Origin of the sequence: Cellulomonas edaphi (assembly GCF_030362815.1) — a bacterium.
Classification (GTDB): Bacteria; Actinomycetota; Actinomycetes; order Actinomycetales; family Cellulomonadaceae; genus Cellulomonas; species Cellulomonas edaphi.
The window spans coordinates 469,994-492,720 of sequence record NZ_JAUCGR010000002.1 but is presented as its reverse complement, the minus strand read 5'-3'; the positions used below and the strand labels follow the sequence as shown (position 1 = coordinate 492,720).

21 protein-coding genes are annotated in these 22,727 nt (G+C 73.4%); 16 read left to right on the top strand and 5 right to left on the bottom strand.

Annotation, left to right across the window (positions count from 1 at the left end; all coding sequences use genetic code 11):
* The first annotated feature begins 35 nt into the window (after nucleotides 1–35).
* The gene (locus QRT05_RS08580; RefSeq protein WP_289446698.1) at nucleotides 36–767 is read left to right on the top strand and encodes a lysoplasmalogenase; all 732 of its coding nucleotides are present in this window, start codon (nucleotides 36–38) and stop codon (nucleotides 765–767) included.
* Between the two features lie 74 nt (nucleotides 768–841).
* Here the strand turns inward: QRT05_RS08580 and QRT05_RS08575 are convergent, their stop codons facing one another.
* Complete coding sequence (locus tag QRT05_RS08575) at nucleotides 842–3,319, bottom strand: DNA gyrase/topoisomerase IV subunit A (protein ID WP_289446697.1); 2,478 nt, start codon at nucleotides 3,317–3,319, stop codon at nucleotides 842–844.
* 106 nt (nucleotides 3,320–3,425) lie between these two features.
* Here QRT05_RS08575 and QRT05_RS08570 point away from each other — a divergent pair, with 106 nt between their 5' ends.
* From QRT05_RS08570 to QRT05_RS08555, 4 genes are read left to right on the top strand one after another with little or no spacing between them, the layout of a single operon-like run.
* The gene (locus QRT05_RS08570) at nucleotides 3,426–6,149 is read left to right on the top strand and encodes a bifunctional acetate--CoA ligase family protein/GNAT family N-acetyltransferase (RefSeq protein WP_289446696.1); all 2,724 of its coding nucleotides are present in this window, start codon (nucleotides 3,426–3,428) and stop codon (nucleotides 6,147–6,149) included.
* Nucleotides 6,150–6,192: 43 nt separating this feature from the next.
* Nucleotides 6,193–6,765, top strand: coding sequence for a DUF5998 family protein (locus QRT05_RS08565; RefSeq protein WP_289446695.1), 573 nt, complete (start codon nucleotides 6,193–6,195; stop codon nucleotides 6,763–6,765).
* 7 nt (nucleotides 6,766–6,772) lie between these two features.
* Complete coding sequence (locus QRT05_RS08560) at nucleotides 6,773–7,954, top strand: alkaline phosphatase family protein (protein ID WP_289446694.1); 1,182 nt, start codon at nucleotides 6,773–6,775, stop codon at nucleotides 7,952–7,954.
* 34 nt (nucleotides 7,955–7,988) lie between these two features.
* Nucleotides 7,989–8,660, top strand: coding sequence for a thymidine kinase (locus tag QRT05_RS08555; protein ID WP_289446692.1), 672 nt, complete (start codon nucleotides 7,989–7,991; stop codon nucleotides 8,658–8,660).
* A gap of 13 nt (nucleotides 8,661–8,673) precedes the next feature.
* Here the strand turns inward: QRT05_RS08555 and sepH are convergent, their stop codons facing one another.
* Nucleotides 8,674–9,765 carry a septation protein SepH gene (gene sepH / locus QRT05_RS08550; protein ID WP_289446690.1) on the bottom strand — a complete coding sequence of 364 codons (1,092 nt, stop codon included), beginning with the start codon at nucleotides 9,763–9,765 and terminating at the stop codon, nucleotides 8,674–8,676.
* A gap of 106 nt (nucleotides 9,766–9,871) precedes the next feature.
* Here sepH and QRT05_RS08545 point away from each other — a divergent pair, with 106 nt between their 5' ends.
* From QRT05_RS08545 to QRT05_RS08535, 3 genes are all read left to right on the top strand, one after another.
* Nucleotides 9,872–10,513: a trimeric intracellular cation channel family protein gene (locus QRT05_RS08545; protein WP_289446689.1), complete on the top strand. Its 642-nt coding sequence runs from the start codon at nucleotides 9,872–9,874 to the stop codon at nucleotides 10,511–10,513.
* A gap of 16 nt (nucleotides 10,514–10,529) precedes the next feature.
* Nucleotides 10,530–11,363: an inositol monophosphatase family protein gene (locus QRT05_RS08540; protein ID WP_407650320.1), complete on the top strand. Its 834-nt coding sequence runs from the start codon at nucleotides 10,530–10,532 to the stop codon at nucleotides 11,361–11,363.
* Nucleotides 11,364–11,514: 151 nt separating this feature from the next.
* A complete protein-coding gene (locus QRT05_RS08535) occupies nucleotides 11,515–11,814 on the top strand; it encodes a DUF4193 domain-containing protein (protein WP_191786237.1) in 300 nt (99 codons plus the stop codon).
* A 76-nt stretch (nucleotides 11,815–11,890) separates the two neighbouring features.
* On the opposite strand, the gene QRT05_RS08530 is transcribed toward QRT05_RS08535, so the two are convergent.
* On the bottom strand, nucleotides 11,891–12,355 hold the full coding sequence (locus QRT05_RS08530) for a DUF3093 domain-containing protein (protein ID WP_289446686.1): 465 nt from the start codon (nucleotides 12,353–12,355) through the stop codon (nucleotides 11,891–11,893).
* 95 nt (nucleotides 12,356–12,450) lie between these two features.
* Between QRT05_RS08530 and dut the strand changes: the two genes are divergently transcribed.
* The 4 genes from dut (at nucleotide 12,451) to QRT05_RS08510 (ending at nucleotide 14,892) form a co-directional block, all read left to right on the top strand.
* Entirely contained in the window at nucleotides 12,451–12,933 is a 483-nt protein-coding gene (dut, locus tag QRT05_RS08525; RefSeq protein WP_289447390.1) for a dUTP diphosphatase, read from the top strand.
* Nucleotides 12,934–13,044: 111 nt separating this feature from the next.
* Nucleotides 13,045–13,797: a DUF3710 domain-containing protein gene (locus QRT05_RS08520; RefSeq protein WP_289446684.1), complete on the top strand. Its 753-nt coding sequence runs from the start codon at nucleotides 13,045–13,047 to the stop codon at nucleotides 13,795–13,797.
* Nucleotides 13,794–14,162, top strand: coding sequence for an OB-fold nucleic acid binding domain-containing protein (locus tag QRT05_RS08515; RefSeq protein ID WP_289446682.1), 369 nt, complete (start codon nucleotides 13,794–13,796; stop codon nucleotides 14,160–14,162). Before QRT05_RS08520 ends, QRT05_RS08515 begins: the two co-directional genes overlap by 4 nt.
* Nucleotides 14,155–14,892 carry a DUF3159 domain-containing protein gene (locus QRT05_RS08510; RefSeq protein ID WP_326522640.1) on the top strand — a complete coding sequence of 246 codons (738 nt, stop codon included), beginning with the start codon at nucleotides 14,155–14,157 and terminating at the stop codon, nucleotides 14,890–14,892. Before QRT05_RS08515 ends, QRT05_RS08510 begins: the two co-directional genes overlap by 8 nt.
* On the opposite strand, the gene QRT05_RS08505 is transcribed toward QRT05_RS08510, so the two are convergent.
* Nucleotides 14,849–15,541, bottom strand: coding sequence for a potassium channel family protein (locus QRT05_RS08505; RefSeq protein ID WP_289446681.1), 693 nt, complete (start codon nucleotides 15,539–15,541; stop codon nucleotides 14,849–14,851). The genes QRT05_RS08510 and QRT05_RS08505 overlap by 44 nt on opposite strands.
* Nucleotides 15,538–16,188 (bottom strand): potassium channel family protein, encoded by a 651-nt coding sequence (locus QRT05_RS08500; protein WP_289447388.1) that lies wholly within the window; start codon nucleotides 16,186–16,188, stop codon nucleotides 15,538–15,540. The genes QRT05_RS08505 and QRT05_RS08500 overlap by 4 nt, the downstream gene beginning before the upstream one ends.
* A gap of 82 nt (nucleotides 16,189–16,270) precedes the next feature.
* Here QRT05_RS08500 and QRT05_RS08495 point away from each other — a divergent pair, with 82 nt between their 5' ends.
* The 4 genes from QRT05_RS08495 to acnA all read left to right on the top strand — a co-directional run bounded on the left by QRT05_RS08495 (nucleotide 16,271) and on the right by acnA (nucleotide 22,661).
* Nucleotides 16,271–18,274: an APC family permease gene (locus QRT05_RS08495; RefSeq protein WP_289446679.1), complete on the top strand. Its 2,004-nt coding sequence runs from the start codon at nucleotides 16,271–16,273 to the stop codon at nucleotides 18,272–18,274.
* Nucleotides 18,264–19,508, top strand: a complete 1,245-nt coding sequence (locus QRT05_RS08490; protein ID WP_289446678.1) for a class I SAM-dependent RNA methyltransferase — start codon at nucleotides 18,264–18,266, stop codon at nucleotides 19,506–19,508. Before QRT05_RS08495 ends, QRT05_RS08490 begins: the two co-directional genes overlap by 11 nt.
* A 94-nt stretch (nucleotides 19,509–19,602) precedes the next feature.
* Complete coding sequence (locus QRT05_RS08485) at nucleotides 19,603–19,770, top strand: translation initiation factor 2 (RefSeq protein ID WP_289446676.1); 168 nt, start codon at nucleotides 19,603–19,605, stop codon at nucleotides 19,768–19,770.
* Nucleotides 19,771–19,916: 146 nt separating this feature from the next.
* Complete coding sequence (gene acnA, locus QRT05_RS08480) at nucleotides 19,917–22,661, top strand: aconitate hydratase AcnA (RefSeq protein ID WP_289446675.1); 2,745 nt, start codon at nucleotides 19,917–19,919, stop codon at nucleotides 22,659–22,661.
* Nucleotides 22,662–22,727: the final 66 nt, after the last annotated feature.

The following is a 22,727-nucleotide window of genomic DNA, read 5'->3' as shown; positions in this document are numbered from 1 at the left end:
CGCCGGACGACGTCGTCCCGCGTCAGGAGGTCACGGTGGTCCGTCGCTCGCCCCTCGCCGCTCGCGTCTGGGCCGCGGCCTACGCGCTCGCGGTCGTCGTGCACCTCGGCGCCCTGCTGACGGGCGCCGACGGGCTGGCGGACGCCAGCCAGTGGCTGCTCATGCCGCTGCTCGCCGCGGTGCTGGTGACCGCGACACGGTGGCCGCGTGGGCACCTGGCGCGGTGGGCGCTGGTCGCCCTGGCGGCGTCCTGGCTCGGAGACTCGCTGCCGTCGCTGCTCGAGTCGGACGCCGCCTTCCTGGCGATGATCGGCTGCTTCCTCGTCGCACAGGTCGCGTACGTCGTAGCCTTCGCCCCCGACGTCCGGCGCTCGGTGCTGCACCGCCGACCGGTGCTGCTCGCGCCGTACGTGCTCGTGCTGGTGGGTCTGGTCGCGGCCTGTGCGCCCCACGCGGGCGGCCTCCTGGTGCCGGTCGCCGTCTACGGCGGCGTGCTGACGGCGATGGCCGTGCTGGCCACGGGCGTCGGCCCGCTGGTCGCCGTCGGGGGCGCCGTCTTCCTCGTCTCCGACGCCCTCATCGCGCTCGAGCGGTTCGTGCCCGCGTGGGACCTGCCCGGGCAGGACGCCTGGGTCATGCTCACCTATTGCGCGGGCCAGGCGCTGATCGTCGCCGGCGTGGTGGCGCGGCACCGCGCGGGCATCCCGGCAGCGCGCCGGCCCGCGGCCGCGGGCGCGGGCGCGGGCGACCTGGTCGCCCTGCCCTGACCGTTCGGCCCTGACCGTTCAGCCCTGACCGTTCAGCCCTGACCGTGCAGCCCTGACCGTTCAGCCCTGACCGATCAGCCGACCGCGTGCACCGGTGCCGGCAGCGGGACGCCGGACATGTCGCGCCGCTGGTCGACGGGAGGCAGGTCGATCGGCTGACCGGCGGACCCGCTGGCCCATGCGGGACCGACACCCACCCACGCCAGGATGAGCGCGTCCTCGCCCTTGAGCAGCCGGTGGGCGCGCACGCCGCCCGTGGCGCGTCCCTTACCGGGATACACCTCGAACGGGGAGACCTTCGCCGACCCGGACTGCGTGCCGGGCAGCGCCGTCGAGGAACCCGCCACCGTCACCACGACGGCCTCGGCCGCGCGGCCCGCCGGAACGGCGCCGAAGGCCACGACCCGCTGACCGGCGGCCAGCTTGATGCCCGCCATGCCGCCAGCCGCTCGTCCCTGGGGACGCACCGCAGAGGCCCCGAAGTGCAGCAGGGAGGTGTCGGAGCTGACGAGCACGAGCTCGTCCTCGTCCGTCACGGCCGCCGCGCCCACCACCTCGTCACCGGGCTTGAGAGCGATGACCTCCCACGCGTCCCGGTTGCCCGGCACGTCTCCTGCGATGACGCGCTTGATCACGCCCTGCGCGGTCGCCAGGGCGAGGGTCGGGGCATCTGCCGCGAGGGACGCGAGCGCGACGACGCGCTCGTGCGGCTCCAGCGCGACCACCTCGCTCACCGGGACGCCGCCCGACAGCGACGGGGTGCCGTCCGTGGGCGGCAGGGCCGGCAGGTCGAGCACCGAGACCCGGACCACCCGGCCGTGCGACGTGACCGCGCCGATCTCGGCGCGCGCGGTGGTCAGCACCGTGCCGCCCAGCACGTCGTGCTTGCCGCGGCGCGCGTCGGGGGAGCGGTGCACGGGCTCGTCGGAGGCCGTTCGGGCGAGCAGCGCCGTCCCTGACAGGAGCGCCCACGTGGGCGTGTCCGCGATCTCGAGCGGCGTGGCGGCCGAGCGACCGGCGGCGGGGGCGCCCGTCACGCTGGCGCCACCAGCCGAGTCCAGCAGGATGGTGCGGCGCGGCGTGCCGTAGGTGGCGGCCACCTCGGCCATCTCGTCGGCGACGAGGCTGCGCAGGCGTGCGTCGTCCCCGAGGATCTCGCGGAGCTCGGCGATCTCGGTGGTCAGCTGCTCCTGCTCGCGCTCGAGCTCGATGCGGGAGAACTTCGTCAGGCGCCGCAGGCGCAGCTCGAGGATGTACTCGGCCTGGGCCTCCGAGAGGTCGAACACGCTGCGCAGCCGCGCGCGGGCGGTCTCGGCGTCGTCCGACGCCCGGATCACCTGGATGACCTCGTCGATGTCGACGATCGCGACGAGCAGGCCCTCGACGAGGTGCAGCCGCTCGAGCCGCTTCGCGAGCCGGTGCTCCGAGCGGCGCCGGACCACGACGAGGCGATGGTCGACCCACACCACGAGCAGCTCGCGCAGCCCCAGCGTGCGCGGCTGGCCCTCGACGAGCGCGACGTTGTTGATCGAGAACGAGTCCTCGAGCGGCGTGTAGCGGTAGAGCTGCTCGAGCACGGCATCCGGGTTGAAGCCGGTCTTCACCTCGACGACCAGGCGCAGGCCGTGCTGGCGGTCCGTGAGGTCCATGGCGTCCGAGATGCCGGAGAGCTTCTTGGACTGCACGCCCTCCTTGATCTTCTCGATCACCTTCTCCGGGCCCACGCCGTACGGCAGCTCGGTGATGACGATGCCCTTGCGCTTGGGCGTGACGTTCTCGATGCGTGCCGTGGCGCGCGTACGGAACGCGCCGCGACCCGTGCGGTAGGCGTCGCGCACGCCGTCCAGCCCGACGATCTTGCCTCCGCCGGGCAGGTCCGGGCCGGGCACGAAGCGCATGAGCTCCTCGAGCGTCGCGCCCGGGTTCTGCACCAGGTGCCGCGCGGCCGCGATCACCTCGACGAGGTTGTGCGGCGCCATGTTGGTTGCCATGCCGACCGCGATGCCCGCAGCGCCGTTGACCAGCAGGTTGGGGATGGCCGCCGGCAGCACGTCGGGCTGCGTGAGCTTGTTGTCGTAGTTCGGGACGAAGTCGACGACGTCCTCGTCGAGCCCGGTCGTCATGGCCATCGCAGCGGGCGCCATGCGCGCCTCGGTGTACCGGGGCGCGGCGGGACCGTCGTCCAGGGAGCCGAAGTTCCCGTGCCCGTCGATGAGCGGCAGGCGCAGCGAGAACGGCTGCGCCAGACGCACCATCGCGTCGTAGATCGCGGTGTCGCCGTGCGGGTGCAGCTTGCCCATGACGTCGCCGACCACGCGCGCCGACTTCACGTACGGCCGGTCCGGGCGCAGGCCCATGTCGGACATCTGGAACAGGATGCGCCGCTGCACCGGCTTGAGGCCGTCGCGCGCATCGGGCAGGGCGCGCGAGTAGATGACCGAGTAGGCGTACTCGAGGAACGAGCCCTCCATCTCGGTCGCGACGTCGATGTCGACGATCCGCTCGACGAGGTCGTCGGGCGGCAGGTCGGGGGTCGCGGGGCGACGCGCCATGCGGAGTGCTCCTCGGGGCCGGGCTGTGGTGCGCCGACCATTGTCGCCCGTGCGCGCCGCGTCCGGCGTCGCGGCACGCGGGCTCCGGCGCACTAGCCTGGCGAGCATGGCAGACGTCACCGACGACGCAGCACGCGCCGCGTACCCGGCGGCGTGGGAGGCCGATGTGGTGCTGCAGGACGGGTCCACCACGCACGTGCGGCCCATCCGGCCCAGCGACGCGGACGCGCTGCAGGCGTTCCACGTCGGTCAGTCGGAGCGCTCCACCTACCTACGGTTCTTCGCTCCGCTCGAGCGGCTCTCCGAGCGTGACCTCACCCGGTTGGTCACCGTCGACCACGTCGACCGCGTGGCCCTGGTGGCCGTCGCCGCCGGACCGGACGGGGGCGAGCAGATCATCGGGGTCGCGCGCTACGACCGCACCGAGGACGACGAGGCGGAGGTGGCGTTCAACATCGCCGACGCCCACCAGGGTCGTGGGCTCGGTTCCGTGCTGCTCGAGCACCTCGCGGCGGCCGCCCGGGAGCGGGGGATGCGGCGGTTCGTCGCCGAGGTGCTGCCGCAGAACGGCCGCATGATCGGCGTGTTCAAGGATGCGGGCTACGTGGTGCGGCAGCGGACCGAGGACGGGATCGTGGCCGTCGGCTTCGACATCGACCCGACCGACCGCTCGCTCGCAGTGATGGCCGACCGCGAGCACCGCGCTGAGGCCCGCTCGGTGCGGGCGTTCCTGCGCGCCCGCTCCGTTCTGGTGATCGGGCCGGGCGCGTCGGGGCCCGACGAGGGCCGCGCGGCGCTCGCGCGCACCGCCGCGGTCGCACTGGCCAACCTGCGCGCGGGCGACGTGGTGGCCGAGGTGCACGCGGTGGGTGTGGACGAGGTGCCCGAGGGCGTGCACGTCTTCGCGGCCCTGGAGCTCGTCGCGGGGCCCGTCGAGCTCGCCGTGGTCGCCGTGGACTCCGAGGTGGCGGTCGAGGTGGTCCGCGGGCTCGCTCGCATGGGGGTGCGGGCCGTGGTTCTGCTCTCGGCGGGCTATGCCGAGCTCGGGCCCGAGGGCCTGGACCGGCAGCGGGCCCTGCTGCGCGTCGCGCACGCGGCGGGCATGCGGGTGGTCGGGCCGGCGTCGTACGGCGTCGTGGTCGCACGCGAGGACGGCTGGCTCAACGCCTCGCTCGCGGAGCAGCCGCCGGCGCGCGGGCGCGTCGGCCTGTTCTGCCAGTCAGCCCCCTTGGCGGTCTCGCTGCTCGGTGCCGTGCGACGGCGGGGCCTCGGCCTGGCCGAGTTCGTCTCGTCTGGGCACCGCGCCGACGTCTCCGGCAACGACCTCATGCAGTTCTGGGCCGACGACGCCGGCACCGACGTCGTGGGCCTGTACCTGGAGTCGATCGGCAACCCGCGCAAGTTCTCGCGCGTGGCCCGCCGCCTGTCGCTGTCCAAGCCCGTGGTGGTCGTCACCACGGGACGCTCGGGACAGGTGGTGCCTCCGGGGCACGCCGTGCGGCCCACGCACGCGAGCCCGCGGGCGCTGGACGAGATGCTCCGGCAGGTCGACGTCATCCGCGTCGACAACACCCACCAGATGCTCGACGTCATCGAGGTCTTCGCCCACCAGCCCCTCCCGGCGGGCCGGCGGGTGGCGATCCTGGCCAGCTCGGCGTCGGTGGCCGCGCTGGTGGCCGAGGCCGCGGCGGCCGCCGGGCTCGTGGTGCCCGGCGCCGTGACGATCCTGGCCGCGGGGGCCGACGCCGAGGAGGCTCGCCGCCAGGTGGACGCGCTGTACGCGGACCCTGACTGCGACGTGGTGATCGTCGTGCTCATCCCGACCGTCGGCCGGCCGGACCCTGCGCTCGCGGCCACGGTCGCGCAGGCCGCGGCCCGCACGGGCCGGACCACCGTGGCGTGCGTGCTCGGCCTGCACGGCATCACTCCCGAGCTGACCGCGACCGACCCGGACGGCCGGTCACGCACGGTGCCCGCCTACAGCGCGCCCGAGGACGCCGCGCTCGCCCTGGGGCGCGCCGCGCGCTACGCGACGCGCCGGGCGCGGGACCGCGGCCGGACGCTGCACCCCGAGGGCGTCGACACGCAGGCCGGCCGGCGGCTCGTGGCCGGCTGGCTCGCCGAGGCGGGACCGGACGGTCTGACCCTCGACGCCGAGCAGACGGCGACGCTGCTCGCGACAGCGGGGGTCGCCGTGCTGCCCTCGTACGAGGTGCACGACGCGGACGAGGCCGTGGCGGTGGCGCAACGGCTCGGCTGGCCGGTGGCGCTCAAGACCACCGCACCCGCGCTGCGGCACCGCGCGGACCTCGGCGGCGTCCGGCTCGACATCGGCGACGAGGCCGCGCTGCGCTCCGACGTCGCGCAGGTGCTCGCGCTCGCGACCCCGCACGCGCAGGACGGCGGGCGGGCCCCGCTGGAGGTCCAGGCGATGGCGCCGCGAGGGTCGGCCTGCGTGATCCGTACCGCGGAGGACCCGCTGTTCGGGCCGCTCGTCAGCTTCGGTCTCTCGGGCGACGCGTCCGACCTGCTGGGAGACGTCAGCTTCGGCGTGCCGCCGCTCACCGACGTCGACGTCGCCGACCTGGTCCGCTCGCCGCGCGCCGCGCCGCGGCTGTTCGGCTACCGCGGTTTGCCCGCGCTCGACGTGGCCGCGCTCGAGGACGTCATCGCCCGCGTCTCCGTCCTGTGCGACGACCTGCCCGAGCTGCGGTCGCTCGAGCTGAACCCGGTGGTGGTCGCCGAGAGCGGGGCCGTCGTGCTGGGCGCCCGGGCCGCGGTCGCCCCGGCGGACCGCGCCGACACCACCCGGCGGCTGCAGCGGGTGTGAGCTCGCGGGGACGCCCGGTGCGCGGGGGTGGAAGGATGGGCCGGTGCCCGCCTTCACCGCCCTGCGCCAGGATCTGCACCGAGCCGGCTACTACCCCGAGCTGGTCGCCGACGTGCTGGATGTCGCTCTCGCCGACGAGCCCGTCGTGGCCCACCTGGTCCACCCCGAGACGACCTTCGACGCGGCCGAGGTCCGACGCCACGTCACCGTGCTGGTCCTGACACCGACGCGCCTGGTCTGCGCGCACGTGGACGACCACCCGGCCGACCTCGAGCACCCATCGGCCAGCGCGTCCGCCACCACCGAGTCGGTGCCGCTGGCCGAGCTGCGGTCGGTCGCCGTGACGCACGTCGTGCCGGAGCCCGCCAAGCACAAGTCGGGGCACCCGGCGCTGGAGCTCACGCTCGCGATCGGCTGGGGTGCTGTCTCGCGCGTCGACCTCGAGCCCGCGACGTGCGGCGATCCCGCCTGCGACGCCGACCACGGGTTCACCGGCACCCTCACGCCGGACGACGTCGTCGTGCGCGTGAGCGCCGCGGCCGAGGGCATCGACTCCGTCCGGGCGGCGACCGCGTTCGCGCGCGTGCTGTCCGCGGCGAGCGCCGGCCCACGATGAGCCGGGCATGAGGCAGACTGCCGCGCCGCGCGAGCGGGACCTGGGTGCGCAGGCAGACGCCGCTGGGCTGCTGCTCCCCGGCACGGGAGGTCAGTGCCTGGGCACGGTCCTGCCCGCGGTGGCTGACGCGCTCGGGGTGGACCTGGGCGGCGCCGACGCGCGGCGCAGGATCGGGATGCCCGACGCCGCCCGCGTATGCGTGGTGCTGGTCGACGGGCTCGGCTGGTCCAACCTCGTCGAGCGGGCGGGCCACGCGCGCTTCCTGCGCCCGCGGCTGGCCGACGCCACGCCGCTGACCAGCACGTTCCCCTCGACGACGGCGACCGCGATGGGGACGTTCGGCGTCGCTGTCCCGCCCGGCGGGACCGGGATGCTGGGCTACACCGTGCGCGACCCGGGGACGGGCCGCCTCGGCAACCTGGTCTCGTGGACGGACATGCCTCCGGCCGAGCAGTGGCAGCGCCGCCCCACGGCGTTCGAGCGCCTGATCGGGGCCGGTGTGGCCGTCACGAGCGTCGGTCCCGCCCGGTTCGCCGGCTCGGGGCTCACGCAGGCCGCCCTGCGAGGAGCGACGTACCGCGCCGCGGAGACGCTGGCGGCGCGCGTCGACGCGACGGTCTCCGCCCTGCGGGCGCCCGGCGTCGCGTACCTGTACTGGGGTGACGTCGACAAGGCGGGGCACCATCACGGCTGGGGCTCGTGGCAGTGGGGCGACGCGCTCGCCGAGCTCGACTTCGAGCTCGGCCGTCTTGCCCGGTCCGTGCCCGCCGGCACGGTGATCGTCGTGACGGCCGACCACGGCATGGTGGACGTCGACCTCTCGGCGCGCTGGGACGTCGCCACCACGCCCGCCCTCGCGGACGGCGTCGCCCTGGTCGCGGGGGAGCCGCGCGCCATGCACCTGCACCTCGAGCCGCACGCGGACGCCGAGCAGGTGCGCGCCAGGTGGGCGGACGTGCTCGGGGAGCATGCGCTGGTCACGTCCCGGGACGAGGCGGTCGCGCACGGCCTGTTCGGCGAGGTGGAAGCCTGGGTGCAGCCCGTCATCGGTGACGTCGTGGTCGCGATGAGCGGGCGTGCCACGGTGGTGGACTCCCGCACCCAGAGCCCGGCGTCGCTCGACCTGGTGGGCGTCCACGGGTCGCTCACACCGCACGAGATGCTCGTTCCCTGCCTCGTCATCGTCTGACCGCATGACCCCCACGTCGAAGGGCCGCTGAGCCATGGCCGAGCTCGTCTTCTTCTCCGGCACGATGGACTGCGGCAAGTCCACGCTCGCGCTGCAGATGCACCACAACCACGCCGCGCGCGGACGCGACGGCGTGCTGTTCACGCGGCACGACCGCGCCGGGACGGCCACGATCTCCTCGCGCCTGGGCCTGGCGCGCCAGGCGTGCGAGGTCGACGACGGCACCGACTTCTGGGACGAGATCATCACCCGTCGCACGCAGGGTCGGCCGGTGGACTACGTCATCGGGGACGAGGCGCAGTTCTACACCGCGGCCCAGGTGGACCAGCTCGCGAGAGCGGTCGACGAGCTGGGCGTCGACGTCTTCGCGTTCGGCATTTCGACCGACTTCCGCGCGCGCCTGTTCCCGGGCGCGGCGCGCCTGGTGGAGCTGGCCGACCGCGTCGAGGTGCTGCAGGTGCGCGCCCTGTGCTGGTGCGGCGCCCGGGCCACGCACAACGCGCGCACGGTCGCGGGGGTCATGGTCGTCGAGGGCGCGCAGGTGGTGGTGGGAGACGTCGAGGCCGGCGCCGACGAGGTGGGCTACGAGGTGCTGTGCCGGCGCCACCACATGCGCAGGATGACCGCCGCCACCGCTCGGGCCGCCTCGCCCACCGCGCAGACGCTGTCCCTCGCGCAGAGCGAGACGCTGCCCCTGCGGGCGTGACCCGCGGGCGCGACTACTCGGGGCGGGCCCCGAACACGATCTCGTCCCAGCTGGGCACCTTGGCACGCCCCCTGCGCGTGCGCGGACGGTCGGTGTCGTCGCCCACGGCTGCGGGCGCGTCGGCCTCGGCCGCGGGAGCGGGAGCGAGCGCGGGCTGCGCCTCGGGATCGCCGGCAGGCGCGGCGGGCAGCGCGGAGATGTAGGTCGGCCGCACCGGCGGCTCCACGACGACCGCCTCGGCGTCGTCGTCCGCGTCCGCCGGGTGCGCGCCGGGGACGGAGGCCTCCAGCCGCGAGAAGTCGAACGCGTGCTGGGGGCCGAAGCCCTCGAACTCATCGGCCTCGCCGTCGTCCTCGACGTCCAGCGCCTGGCGCACGCCTCGGCGCGATCGCAGGTCGTCGAGCAGCGCGTGGGTGTCCGCCGCCGGCTCGGGCTCGGGCTCGGCGGGCGGCGGGGGAGCGGCGGCGTCGACGGTGGTCTGGAAGTCGAAGACGACGTCGCGCACCGCGGCCAGGTGGCGCCGCGCCACGGGCTCGTCGGCGATCTCGGTCTCCGAGAGCCAGCGGGCCTCGTCCTCGTCGGCGGTGACCGACCGTGCGCTCTGGTCGAAGATCCAGCGGGCCTCGTGCTGGGCGTCGCCGGTGGAGAAGCGCGCCAGGACCACCCACGGGCCCGCCGCGTCGCGCGCGGCGTCCCAGGCGAGTGACCCGACGTCCACGCCGCGTGCCGCGAGCCGGTCGGTGACCAGGTCGCCCAGCGTGGGTGCTCCGGAGTCCTTCCCGATGCGCGTGCCCCGGGCCTGCTCGGCCACGTACTCGCGCTCGGCCAGCACGGGACCCTCGTAGCGGCGCACGTGCTCGACGGAGAGGCCCGACTGGTCGGCGACCTCCTGCGTGGTCGCACCGGCGCGGATGCGGGCCTGGATCTCCCGCGGGCTCAGCGTGCCCGCGCCCTCGGCCCGCAGCTGCTCCAGCTGCGGACGGTCGCGGCGGACGGCCGCGCGCAGCGGCTCGTCGATGCGGACGCGGAACCGTCCGCCGTCGGGTCGTGCCAGGACCAGGTGCTCCCCGTCCTCGTGCAGACCAACCAGCTCGAGCTCTTCCATCCGACCTCCCGTACCTCGGCATGAGCCTGCCACCTGCTCCGCCCGATGACGCGGACCCCCGGCGGTGTGCCGCGCGTCCGATCGGTCGGCCTGCGATGATGCGGCGGTGATCGCCGACCTCCCGATGGAGCCGTTCCTCGAGGTGATCGGGGTGTTCGTCGGGGCGCTGTCCGGGGCTCTCGCGGGCGTGCGCAAGCAGTTCGACGTCTTCGGGATCCTGTCGCTGGGCTGGGCCGCCGGGCTGGGCGGCGGCATGCTGCGCGACGTGCTCATCGGGGCGGTGCCGCCCGTGGGCATCTCCGACTGGCGGCTGGTGGCGACCGCGCTGCTGGGCGGCCTGGTCATGTACTTCTTCCACCCGCGGCTGGAGCGCGCGCGCCGCGTCGTCGTGCTGCTCGACGCCGGAGCGCTCGCGCTGTTCACCGTCGTCGGCGCCGTCAAGGGGCTGGAGCACGGCACCACGCTCATGGCCGCGGTTTTCGTGGGCGTCCTGACGGGCGTGGGCGGGGGAGTGCTGCGCGACCTGCTGACCGGTGAGGTGCCGGTGGTGCTGCACCACCGGCAGCTCTACGCCATCCCGGCGCTCATCGGCGCCATCGTGATCGCGGTGCTGTGGGAGGCCGGCGTCGCGTCGCCCACGGCTGCGCTGGCCGTGGTCGCGGGCATCTTCGCCCTCCGCGTCCTCGCGCTGCGGTTCCAGGTGCAGGCGCCCGGCCCGTGGCCCGGGCTGCGGCGCGACGGCCGCTGACGCCAGGATGGCTGCCATGGAGACCACCGTGGACGACGCCCTGCTCGACGAGCTCCTGGAGGTGGCTCGCACCATCGCCCTCGAGGCGGGGGTGATGATCCGCACCGGCCGGCCGCGCGAGGTCGAGGTCGCCGCCACGAAGTCGAGCGCCCAGGACGTCGTCACCGCGATGGACCTGGCCGTCGAGGGGCACCTGCGTGCGCGCCTCACCGAGCTGCGGCCCCAGGACGGGGTGCTCGGCGAGGAGGGTGGCTCGAGCTCGGGCTCCTCGGGGGTGACCTGGGTGGTCGACCCCGTGGACGGCACCGTGAACTACCTGTACGGCCTGCCGTCGTACTCGGTGTCCGTGGCGGCGGTCGTCGGGCCGCCCGACCCGTCGGGCTGGACGGTGCTCGTGGGCTGCGTGCACGCGCCCTCGGACGGGAGGACCTTCCTCGCCGCGCGGGGTCGCGGAGCCACGCTGGACGGCGAGCCGATCCGCGTGCGCCGGGCCCCGTCGTTGATCGACAGCCTCGTCGGGACGGGGTTCGGATATCGCGTCGAGCGGCGCCGCGCGCAGGCGCGCGTCCTGGCGGAGGTGCTGCCCCGCGTGCGTGACATCCGTCGCATCGGGTCGGCCGCGCTCGACCTGTGCACGGTTGCCTCGGGCGGCCTCGACCTGTACTACGAGCGTGGCCTGTCGCCGTGGGACCTGGCCGCCGGACAGCTGGTCGCGATGGAGGCGGGAGCCCTGGTCACCGGGCTGGAGGGACGTCCTGCGGGGACCGAGATGACGGTGGCCGGGCACCCCGACCGGCATGCCGAGCTGGCCGCGCTTCTCGCTGCGCACCGCGCTGACACGGACGAGTGAATCGGCCGCTCCGACCTGGGCACGTGTCCGTGTTCGCGCCGACGCCGGAACTGGTGCACAATCCCACCGCACGTGGGAACAAAACCTGTGCCCGGAGCATTGAGCACGCGTACCAAACAGTCCACGCAGAAGACGGAGTGTGACGCCACACATGGCTACCGACTACGACGCCCCGCGCAAGACCGAGGAGGACCTCAGCGAAGACTCGCTGCAGGAGCTCCAGGCCCGGCGCTCCGACAAGAACTCGGGCGTGGTGGACGAGGACGAGACCGAGGCGGCGGAAGGGTTCGAGCTGCCCGGCGCGGACCTGTCCGGCGAGGAGCTGTCCGTCCGTGTCCTGCCGCGCCAGGCAGACGAGTTCACGTGCTCGCACTGCTTCCTGGTGCACCACCGCAGCCAGCTCGCCTACGAGCGCGACGGCCAGCCCGTCTGCTCGGAGTGCGCTGCCTGAGCGACCCGCACATCTGACGCCGACGGCCGGCGCCCTGGGAATCCCGGGGCGTCGGCCGTCGTGCTGTCCCGGGAACTCAGCGGGGCGACCCCGCGGTCAGGGCGGCCGCCAGCTGCTCCGGCCGGCGGCTGGAGACGATCCAGTACGGCGTCGGGTCGGCCGGGTCCACCAGCTCGACCCGGACGCCCGAGTGGATCCAGCCGCGCAGGCACAGGTGCGCGCGCGCATCGAGACGCGGACCCAGCTCCGCGCGCAGCTCCCGGGCGTCGAGCACGCGCACCGCACCCAGGAGCTCCAGCGGGATGTGCGCGTCGCCCGCATGAAGCTCGCCGCCGTCGACGGTCACGCGCGTGGTGGTGGCCATGCCGAGGAACACGAGCGCCGCGACGGCCACCACCCCGACCACGAGCGAGAGCAGCGCGTCGACCGGGAGCACCGCGACGCCGAGGCAGGCCGCCAGGCCGACGACCCCCGCCCAGCCCAGCGGTCCCAGCCAGAGCTTCTCGGAGTAGGTCGGGGTCACGGGTGCACGGCTGGCCATGGGCACAAGGATCGCACCTGCCGCGCGCCCGCCGCCGCGCCGGGCTGGTCCCCACGTCCTGGCGCGCAGCCCGGGCGGTAGGGTCTGGCACCGTGATGGACGACCACCGCACCGAGGTCCTGCTGCAACGCCTCGACCCCACGCTCGACGCCCCGGCCTACGCGCACCCCGGTGACGCCGGGGCCGACCTGCTCGCGCGCATCGACGTCGTGATCCCTCCGCAGGGGCGGGTGACCGTCCCGACCGGGGTGGCCATCGCGCTGCCCGACGGCTTCGCCGCCTTCGTGCACCCGCGTTCCGGCCTCGCGGCCAAGCACGGGCTCACGATCGTCAACGCGCCCGGCACGGTCGACGCGGGCTACCGCGGCGAGATCGCCGTGACGCTGCTCAACACGGACGTCGCGCACGCGCTCGAGCTGCGCCGCGGCGACCGCATCGCGCAGCTGGTCATCCAGCGCGTCGAGCGCGTGCGCTTCGTCGAGGTGGAGACGCTGCCGGGGTCCCACCGCGGCACCGGGGGGTTCGGGTCGTCCGGCGGCTGGGGCCAGACGACACGTCAGGCGACGGGTCAGGAGTAGGGGCGACCCTGCCCCGACGGGCGGGGACGGCCCGACTAGGTAGGCGTTCCTCGGCGGACTACTGTCGAGGGTGATGACGCGCGATCGCGCGTCGGTCGAAGGAGTGAGCGCGTGGGTCTGTTCCGGCGTGGCGCGAAGGACGAGGCGCCCGACGAGATCGCCGAGGTCGCCGAGGTCGCGGCCGAGGTGGGGACGCCCGACCAGGGCGTCGAAGACGTGATCGAGCGGACGCAGGGGCCGTGGGACGTGGATGCGGTCGACGACGACGTCGCGCGCATCGACCTGGGTGCGCTGCGCGTGCCCGGCGTCACCGGCATGGAGCTGCGGATGGAGATCGACAAGGCGACGGACGTGGTCTCGGCCGCGAGCGTCTCGGTCGACGGCTCGCAGCTGCAGCTGCAGGCGTACGCCGCGCCGCGCACCGACGGGATCTGGGACGAGATCCGCGAGGAGATCGCCGCGTCCGTCGTGCAGCAGGGCGGCTCGGTGGACGACCTGCCCGGCCCGTTCGGTCGCGAGCTGCTCGCGCGGCTCCCGGTCCGTACGGCGGAGGGGCGCACGGGGCACCGGCCGGCACGATTCCTCGGCGTGGACGGGCCTCGCTGGTTCGTGCGCGGGGTGATCACCGGCAAGGCGGCCGTGGAGCCCGAGGCGGCGGCCGTGCTGGAGGGCGTCTTCGCGGGCGTCGTGGTGGTGCGCGGCACGGAGGCGCACGCGCCGCGCGACCTGCTGGGGCTCCGGCTTCCGGGCCCGGTGGCCGCGCCCGCTGGGGCCGCGGGCGAGGCGACGGACGGCGAGGCCGACGGGGTCCGCGAGGACTTCAACCCGCTCGAGCGTGGCCCCGAGATCACGGAGATCCGATGAGCCTCGCCGAGCGTCTCAAGCACCTCGCCGCGTCGCAGGCGGAGATCGAGGCCGACGAGGAGCGCGCGGACCAGGTGCGCGCCGTCGGGTGCACCCCGGTGGACCAGCTGCCGGTGCGCTCGCGTGCGCGCGTCTCCGGGGTGATCCGCTCGGTCACGTTCCGTCCTCGCGAGGGTGTCCCTGCGCTCGAGGCCGAGCTGTACGACGGCAGCGGCACGCTCGTGCTCGTCTGGCTCGGTCGCCGCGAGATCGCGGGCGTCGTGCCCGGTCGCCGCCTCAAGGCCGAGGGTCTCGTCTGCCTCGTCGACGGCCGGCGCACGGTCTTCAACCCGGGCTACGAGCTGCGCCCGCGTCCCGGTGAGTGAGTCCCCGGCGCCGCGCGGCGCCTCCGACGGGCCGCTCGACGCGATCGACGACGTCGTCCCCCCCGAGGAGGGCGGCCTGCGCGGCATGCGCGCGCTGACCGCGAAGGAGTTCTCGGCCACCGACGCGATCGGTGGTGCCCGCGGCGTCGTCGAGTCGGTCGCGCCGGGCCTGCTGTTCGTGGTCGTCTACCTGGCGACGGGTCAGCAGCTCAAGCCCGCGCTGTTCGCCGCGGCCGGGGCCGCCGTGCTCGCCGTGATCGTGCGGCTGGTGCAGCGGACCCCCGTCACCCAGGCCATCTCGGGCCTGCTGGGCGTCGGCATCGGCGTCGTCTGGGCCTGGCGCACGGGCGACGCGTCGGACTACTTCGCGTACGGACTCTGGGTGAACGGCCTGTACCTGGTGGGCACCCTGATCACGATCCTCGTGGGCTGGCCGCTGGTGGGCCTCGTCATGGGCCTGTTCTCCAAGGGCGGCCCGCTGAGCGGCGGTCCGTGGTCGGAGGCCGTCGCCTGGCGTGCGGACCCCGAGCTGCGCCGCCGGTACTCGCTGGCCACCTGGCCGTGGGTGGCCATGTTCGCGGTGCGGCTCGCCGTCCAGGTCCCGCTCTACTACTCCGACGACATCGGCTGGCTCGGCACGGCGAAGCTCGCGATGGGCATCCCGCTCACCGCGCTCGCCCTGTGGATCAGCTGGGTGCTGGTGCGCTCGCCCCGTCGAGCCCAGCCCTGAGCACCGCCTGCAGCGCGGCCTCGTCGGCGTCGCGGCCGGTGACGAAGAGCAGCTCGTCGCGGCCCTCGAGCGTGTCGTCCGGGCTGGGGGGCAGCGGTCGGGCGTCGCGCACGATGCACGCGAGCACGGTGTCCTGGGGCCACTCGATCTGACCCACCCGGACGCCCGCGAGCGGCGAGCCGTCCGGCAGGGTGAGCTCGAGGATCCCCGCGCGCGACTGGTGGAACGTGAAGATCCGCACCAGGTCGCCGACCGACACGGCCTCCTCGACCATGGCCGTCATGATGCGCGGCGTCGAGACGGCGACGTCCACGCCCCACGCCTCGTCGAACATCCACTCGTTCTTGGGGTTGTTGACGCGCGCCACGGTGCGTGGCACGCCGAACTCGGTCTTGGCGAGCAGCGAGATGACCAGGTTCGCCTTGTCGTCGCCCGTGGCGGCCACCATGACGTCGCACTCGTCGGCCCTGGCCTCGCGCAGGGTGGGCAGCTCGCACGCGTCGGCGAGCAACCAGTCGGCGTCCGCCACCTGGGCGATCCGCATGGCGCTCGGCTGCCGGTCGATGATGGTGATCTCGTGGTCGTGCGCGAGCAGCTCGCGGGCGATGGACCGGCCCACCGAACCGGCACCTGCGATGACGACCCTCACTCGGACACCTCCGGTGCGCGCGACAGCACGCGTTCGACGTGGGCGGACTCGGAGACCTTGACGATCAGGTGCACGGTGTCGTTCTCCTGCAGCACGGTGTCGACGCCCGGCAGGACGCCGTCGCCGTACCGCGTGACGTAGGCGACGCGCGCGCCGCTGGCCTCCTCGAGCTTGCGCAGCGGTCGGCCCACCCACGCCTCGTGCACGTCCATCTGCACCAGCTGGATCTGGCCCGACGCGTCGCGGAACTCGTCGCTCGTGCCCAGCGGGAGCAGGCGCCGCAGCACCTGGTGCGCGGTCCACCGCACGGTGGCGACCGTGGGGATGCCCAGGCGCTGGTAGATCTCGGCCCGGTGGGGGTCGTAGATGCGGGCGACGACGTTCTCGATGCCGTACGTCTCGCGTGCCACGCGGGCCGCCAGGATGTTGGAGTTGTCGCCGTCGGCGACGGCCGCGAACCCGTACGCGTCCTCGATCCCGGCCTTGGTGAGCGTGTCACGGTCGAACCCGAGACCCGTGACCTTGTTGCCGCCGAAGTCGCCCGGGAGACGCCGGAAGGCGTCCGGGTTCTGGTCGATGACGGCCACGGAGTGGCCGTGTTCCTCAAGGTTCTGCGCGAGGGACGCGCCGACACGGCCGCAGCCCATGATCACGAAGTGCACAGCCGGTCACGCTATACCCCCGCGGGTGTGTACGTGCGCCGGGCACGGCGTGCGTACGATCGGCGACGTGTCGGACCTCTCGGATGCCGCCAAGCGCTTGCTGATCGGACGACCGGTCCGCAGCGAGGACGTCGGCCACACCCTTCTGCCCAAGCGGATCGCGCTGCCCGTGTTCGCCTCGGACGCGCTGTCGTCCGTGGCGTACGCCCCCGACGAGATCCTGCTCACGCTGTCGATGGCGGGTCTGAGCGCCCTGGTCATCTCGCCGTGGGTCGGGCTCGCCGTCGCCATCGTCATGGTCACCGTGGTCGCGTCGTACCGGCAGAACGTGCGGGCCTACCCGTCGGGCGGCGGCGACTACGAGGTCGCCACGGTCAACCTGGGGCCGAACGCGGGCGTCACGGTGGCGAGCGCCCTCCTGGTCGACTACGTGCTCACGGTCGCCGTCTCGATCTCCTCAGGTGCGCAGTACGCCGCCACGGCCTTCCCGCCGCTGCGCGGCCACGAGGCGGCGTTCGCGATCGCCCTGGTGGTGCTCCTCACGGTGGCGAACCTGCGCGGCGTCAAGGAGTCCGGCCGCGCGTTCGCGATCCCGGTGTACCTGTTCATGCTCGCGATCGGGCTGATCGGCGTGTTCGGCTCCGTGCGCTACGTCATGGGCACGCTGCCGATGGCGGAGAGCGCCGGGCTCGGGGTCACGCCCGAGGCCGGGTACGAGCAGGGTCTGGTGGGCCTGGCCGGCTTCTTCCTGATCCTGCGCGCGTTCGCGTCGGGCTGTGCGGCCCTGACGGGTGTCGAGGCGATCAGCAACGGCGTGCCCGCGTTCAAGAAGCCCAAGTCGAAGAACGCCGCGACCACCCTGGCGCTGCTCGGCGGGCTCTCGATCACCATGATCATGGTCATCCTGCTGCTGGCCCGAGCCACGGGCGTGACGTTCGCGGACGACCCGGCCCACCAGCTCACCCGCGACGGCGTCCCCGTGGGCGACTCCTACGTCCAGCACCCGGTCATCAGCCAGCTTGCCGGCGCGGTGTTCGACGGCATCCCGATCCTGTTCGTGCTCGTCGCCGTCGTCACGGGGCTGATCCTGGTGCTCGCCGCCAACACGGCGTTCAACGGCTTCCCCGTGCTGGGCTCGATCCTGGCGCGCGACGGCTATCTCCCGCGCCAGCTGCACACGCGAGGCGACCGGCTGGCGTACTCGAACGGCATCGTGACGCTGGCGGCGGTCGCGATCGTGCTGATCTGGGCTTTCGACGCCGAGGTCACGCGCCTGATCCAGCTGTACATCGTGGGCGTCTTCGTGTCCTTCACGCTCAGCCAGCTCGGCATGGTGCGGCACTGGACGCGCGGGCTGCGCACCGAGCCCGAGCCCGAGCGCCGCGCGCAGATGCAGCGCGCGCGCGTCGTGAACTCCATCGGCTTCGTCATGACGGGTACGGTGCTCGTCGTCGTGCTCCTCACCAAGTTCACGCACGGCGCATACATCGCGATCCTGGCGATGGTGGTCGTGTTCGTCACCATGCGCGCGATCCACAAGCACTACGCGACCGTGCGGGCCGAGCTCGCGCTCGGCGTGGACGCGGAGGCGGCGCGCGCCCTGCCCAGCCGGGTGCACGCCATCGTGCTCGTGTCGCACCTGCACCGGCCGACCATGCGGGCACTGTCCTACGCGCGGGCGTCGCGCCCCAGCGTCCTGGAGGCCGTGACGGTCGCGGTGGACCCGGAGGACGTCACCGCGCTGCGCGAGCGGTGGGAGTCGATGGACCTGCCGGTACCGCTGCGGGTGCTGGACTCGCCGTTCCGCGAGATCACCCGGCCCGTGCTCACGTACGTGCGCTCGATCCGGCGCGAGAGCCCGCGGGACCTCGTGGTCGTCTACATCCCCGAGTACGTGGTGGGACACTGGTGGGAGCAGCTGCTCCACAACCAGAGCGCCCTGCGACTCAAGGGCCGTCTGCTCTTCACGCCCGGGGTCGTGGTGGCCTCCGTCCCGTGGCAGCTCGCCTCCTCCGAGGGCCAGACGGGCCTCGAGGACCCTCCTCGTGGACCGGTGAACCGTGGCTTCTGATCGTCTGTCCGACCTCGTCGAGCTCGAGGTCGGGCCCGTCGCCCACGGCGGCCACTGCGTGGCCCGCTTCGAGGGGCGGGTCGTGTTCGTCCGGCACACCCTGCCCGGCGAGCGCGTCCTCGCGCGCCTGACCGACGCCGCCCCCGACGCCAAGTTCTGGCGGGCCGACGCGGTCGAGATCCTGTCCGCCTCGCCGGACCGCGTCGAGTCCGCCTGGCCCGCGGCTGGCCCCGGCGGCGTGGGCGGCGGAGAGCTGGCCCACGTGGCCCTCCCCGCGCAGCGCGCGTGGAAGGCCGCCGTGCTCGACGAGCAGCTGCGGCGGCTCGCGAAGCTGGAGCGCGACGTGACCGTGCTCGCGGCGCCCGGCGACGACGAGCTCGGCGGGCTCGGCTGGCGCACCCGCATCGACCTGGTGGCCGACGCGCAGGGCCGCGCGGGCATGCGCGGCCACCGCTCGCACGACGTGCACGCGCTCGACTCGATGCCGCTCGCCTCGCCGACCATCGCCGAGCTCGGGCTGTTCGAGCGGACGTGGCCGGCCGGCGCGCACATCGAGGCCATCGCGCCGGCCAGCGGCGACGAGCCCGTCGTGCTGCTCGACGGAGCGCCCTACGACCTGCGCAAGGGACGGGTCGACAAGCGCGACAACGCGCGCACGTCCGTGCGTGAGCGCGTCGGTGACCGTGTGTTCCGCGTCGCGGCGGCCGGCTTCTGGCAGGTGCACCGCGAGGCGCCGGGCGTCCTCGTCGACGCCGTGCTCGCGGGCGTCGGCGACGTCGAGGGCGCGGCCGTGCTCGATCTCTACTCGGGCGCCGGGCTCTTCACGGCGCCCCTGGCCGACGCGGTGGGGCCGACCGGCGAGGTCGTGTCCGTCGAGGGCGACGACCGTGCCGTCAAGGACGCCCGTCGCAACCTGTACGACCGGTCGAACGTGGAGCTGCACACCGGGGACGTCGCGCGGGTGCTCCGCGGGCAGGACGACGCCGACTCGGACGTGGTCCACGCCGACGTCGTCGTGCTCGACCCGCCTCGGACCGGCGCCGGCCGGCCGGTGGTGAACGGCATCCTCGAGCTGCGCCCCGAGCGCGTGGTCTACGTGGCGTGCGACCCTGCCGCGCTCGCGCGGGACATCGCGCTGTTCGCCGACGGCGGCTACGGCGTCGAGACGCTCCAGGGCTACGACCTGTTCCCGATGACCCACCATCTCGAGTCCGTGGCGGTGCTGACGCGGTAGCACCGGGTCGGCCCGACCTGTCGCGACGACGACGCGCGCGTCCTACGGTGAGAGCTAGCGGGCAGAGGCGCCCGGGCGTGAGGAGGGGAGAGCCGTGAGCGACGACACGACGGCCAGCCAGCTGGCGCAGGCCAAGAAGGTGGCCACGCAGGAGCTGTTCAAGAGCGGGACCCCGGAGTACGACCTGCGGTCCCACGAGCGCGCGGTCGAAGCCGAGCGCAAGGCTCAGCGGGCCTACGACGAGGAGCACGGCAAGGGCTGACGCGCCGGGCGCCCAAGTCGCGCACGGGGTGGTTCGTGATGTATCTTGACATCAAGATACTTCGATGGAGCCACTAGGGTGGCTGTGCATCGCCCACGGTCGGGGCCCCCATTCCCCGGCGACTCGCCCGATGAAGAGGAGCCCTCGTGAGCACTGTCGACAGCTTCGGATCCAAGGGGACGCTGGAGGTCGGTGACGCCTCGTACGAGGTCTACCGCCTCGCGGCCGTGCCCGGGCTCGAGCGCCTGCCGTTCAGCCTCAAGGTGCTGGCGGAGAACCTGCTGCGCACCGAGGACGGCGCGAACATCACCGCCGACCACATCAACGCCCTCGCCACGTGGGACCCGGACGCCCAGCCGGACACCGAGATCCAGTTCACGCCCGCTCGTGTGATCATGCAGGACTTCACGGGCGTGCCGTGCGTGGTCGACCTGGCCACGATGCGCGAGGCGGTCGTCGAGCTGGGCGGCGACCCGACGCGCATCAACCCTCTCGCGCCCGCCGAGCTGGTCATCGACCACTCGGTCCAGATCGACGTGGCCGGCCGCGCCGACGCCTTCGAGCGCAACGTCGAGCTCGAGTACGAGCGCAACCGTGAGCGCTACCAGTTCCTGCGCTGGGGTCAGACGGCGTTCGACGACTTCAAGGTGGTCCCGCCGGGCACCGGCATCGTCCACCAGGTCAACATCGAGTACCTGGCCCGCGGCGTCATGGTCCGCGACGGCAAGGCGTACCCCGACACGTGCGTCGGCACCGACTCGCACACCACGATGGTCAACGGCCTGGGCGTGCTCGGCTGGGGCGTCGGCGGCATCGAGGCCGAGGCGGCCATGCTCGGTCAGCCCGTCTCGATGCTCATCCCGCGCGTCGTCGGCTTCAAGCTGACGGGCTCGATCCCGCTGGGCGTCACGGCCACGGACATCGTGCTGACCATCACGCAGAAGCTGCGTCAGCACGGCGTGGTCGGCAAGTTCGTCGAGTTCTACGGCGAGGGCGTCGCGGCGGTGCCGCTGGCGAACCGCGCGACGATCGGCAACATGAGCCCCGAGTTCGGCTCGACGGCCGCGATGTTCCCGATCGACGGCGTCACGCTGGACTACCTGCGCCTGACCGGTCGTTCCGAGGAGCAGCTCGCGCTCGTCGAGGCGTACGCCAAGGAGCAGGGCATGTGGCTCGACCCCAGCTCGGACTCCTACGTCGAGCCGGTGTTCTCCGAGTACCTCGAGCTGGACCTGTCGACCGTCGTGCCGTCCATCGCCGGCCCCAAGCGCCCGCAGGACCGCATCGAGCTCTCTCGCGCCAAGGAGCAGTTCCAGCGCGACCTGCCCACCTACGCGCCCGAGGTGACCAACGGCGTGGACGAGGCCGAGCGCGAGTCGTTCCCCGCCTCGGACGCCCCCGCGATCACGTCGTCGGCCGCACGCACCTACCCGGTGACAGACAGCGAGGGTCACGAGTTCGACCTGTTCCACGGCGCCGTCGCGATCGCGTCGATCACCAGCTGCACCAACACGTCGAACCCGTCGGTGATGATGGCCGCGGCCCTCGTCGCGAAGAAGGCCGTCGAGAAGGGCCTCGTCGCGAAGCCCTGGGTCAAGACGTCGATGGCGCCGGGCTCGCAGGTGGTGACCAACTACTACGAGAAGGCCGGTCTGTGGCCCTACCTCGAGAAGCTGGGCTTCCACCTGGTCGGCTACGGCTGCGCCACCTGCATCGGCAACTCGGGTCCGCTCGACGAGAAGGTCTCAGCAGCCGTGCAGGAGCACGACCTGGCCGTCGCCGCCGTGCTCTCCGGCAACCGCAACTTCGAGGGTCGGATCAACCCCGACATCAAGATGAACTACCTCGCCTCGCCGCCGCTGGTGATCGCGTACGCGCTCGCCGGCACCATGGACTTCGACTTCGAGGCCGACCCGCTGGGCCGCGACGAGTCCGGCAGCCCGATCTTCCTGCGCGACATCTGGCCCACGCCGGACGAGGTGCAGGCGGTCATCGACGCGTCGATCGACCGCGCGATGTTCACGGCCGACTACGCGGACGTGTTCACGGGCGACGAGCGCTGGCGCGCGCTGCCCACGCCCGAGGGCGACACCTTCGAGTGGGACGCGGAGTCGACGTACGTCCGCAAGCCCCCGTACTTCGAGGGCATGGCGGCCGAGCCGTCCCCGGTGGTGGACTTCCACGGCGCCCGGGTGCTCGCCAAGCTCGGCGACTCGGTGACCACCGACCACATCAGCCCCGCGGGCTCGATCAAGGCAGACAGCCCGGCCGGCCTGTACCTGGCCGAGCACGGCGTCGAGCGCCGGGACTACAACTCCTACGGCTCGCGTCGCGGCAACCACGAGGTGATGATCCGCGGCACGTTCGCGAACATCCGCCTGCGCAACCAGCTGGTGCCCGGCGTCGAGGGTGGGTACACCAAGAACCTCCTCACGGGCGAGCAGACGTCGATCTACGACGCCGCGCAGGCCTACCAGGCGGCCGGCATCCCGCTGGTCGTGCTCGGCGGCAAGGAGTACGGCTCGGGCTCGTCGCGCGACTGGGCCGCCAAGGGCACCAGCCTGCTGGGCGTCAAGGCCGTCATCACCGAGAGCTTCGAGCGCATCCACCGGTCCAACCTGATCGGCATGGGCGTGCTGCCGCTGCAGTTCCCCGACGGCGAGTCGGCCGACACCCTGGGGCTGGACGGCACGGAGACGTTCGACATCACAGGCGTCACGGCGCTCAACGAGGGCACGACGCCCCGAACCCTCGCGGTGAAGGCCACCAAGGAGGACGGCTCCGTCGTCGAGTTCGACGCGGTGCTGCGCATCGACACCCCCGGCGAGGCGGACTACTACCGCAACGGCGGCATCCTGCAGTACGTCCTGCGTCAGGTCGCGGCGGGCTGAGTCAGCGGCACACCTGATCCACGGCACCGAGCCCGGCTCCACGTTCGCGAGGAGCCGGGCTCGGTG

Bases quoted from the DNA above. Each gene is read 5' to 3' on its own strand.
- QRT05_RS08575 (WP_289446697.1), bottom strand. From the start codon at position 3,319: ATGGCGCGTCGCCCCGCGACCCCCGACCTGCCGCCCGACGACCTCGTC.
- QRT05_RS08570 (WP_289446696.1), top strand. From the start codon at position 3,426: ATGGCAGACGTCACCGACGACGCAGCACGCGCCGCGTACCCGGCGGCG.
- QRT05_RS08560 (WP_289446694.1), top strand. From the start codon at position 6,773: ATGAGGCAGACTGCCGCGCCGCGCGAGCGGGACCTGGGTGCGCAGGCA.
- QRT05_RS08555 (WP_289446692.1), top strand. From the start codon at position 7,989: ATGGCCGAGCTCGTCTTCTTCTCCGGCACGATGGACTGCGGCAAGTCC.
- sepH (WP_289446690.1), bottom strand. From the start codon at position 9,765: ATGGAAGAGCTCGAGCTGGTTGGTCTGCACGAGGACGGGGAGCACCTG.
- QRT05_RS08540 (WP_407650320.1), top strand. From the start codon at position 10,530: ATGGAGACCACCGTGGACGACGCCCTGCTCGACGAGCTCCTGGAGGTG.
- QRT05_RS08535 (WP_191786237.1), top strand. From the start codon at position 11,515: ATGGCTACCGACTACGACGCCCCGCGCAAGACCGAGGAGGACCTCAGC.
- QRT05_RS08530 (WP_289446686.1), bottom strand. From the start codon at position 12,355: ATGGCCAGCCGTGCACCCGTGACCCCGACCTACTCCGAGAAGCTCTGG.
- dut (WP_289447390.1), top strand. From the start codon at position 12,451: ATGGACGACCACCGCACCGAGGTCCTGCTGCAACGCCTCGACCCCACG.
- QRT05_RS08515 (WP_289446682.1), top strand. From the start codon at position 13,794: ATGAGCCTCGCCGAGCGTCTCAAGCACCTCGCCGCGTCGCAGGCGGAG.
- QRT05_RS08500 (WP_289447388.1), bottom strand. From the start codon at position 16,188: ATGGGCTGCGGCCGTGTCGGCGCGTCCCTCGCGCAGAACCTTGAGGAA.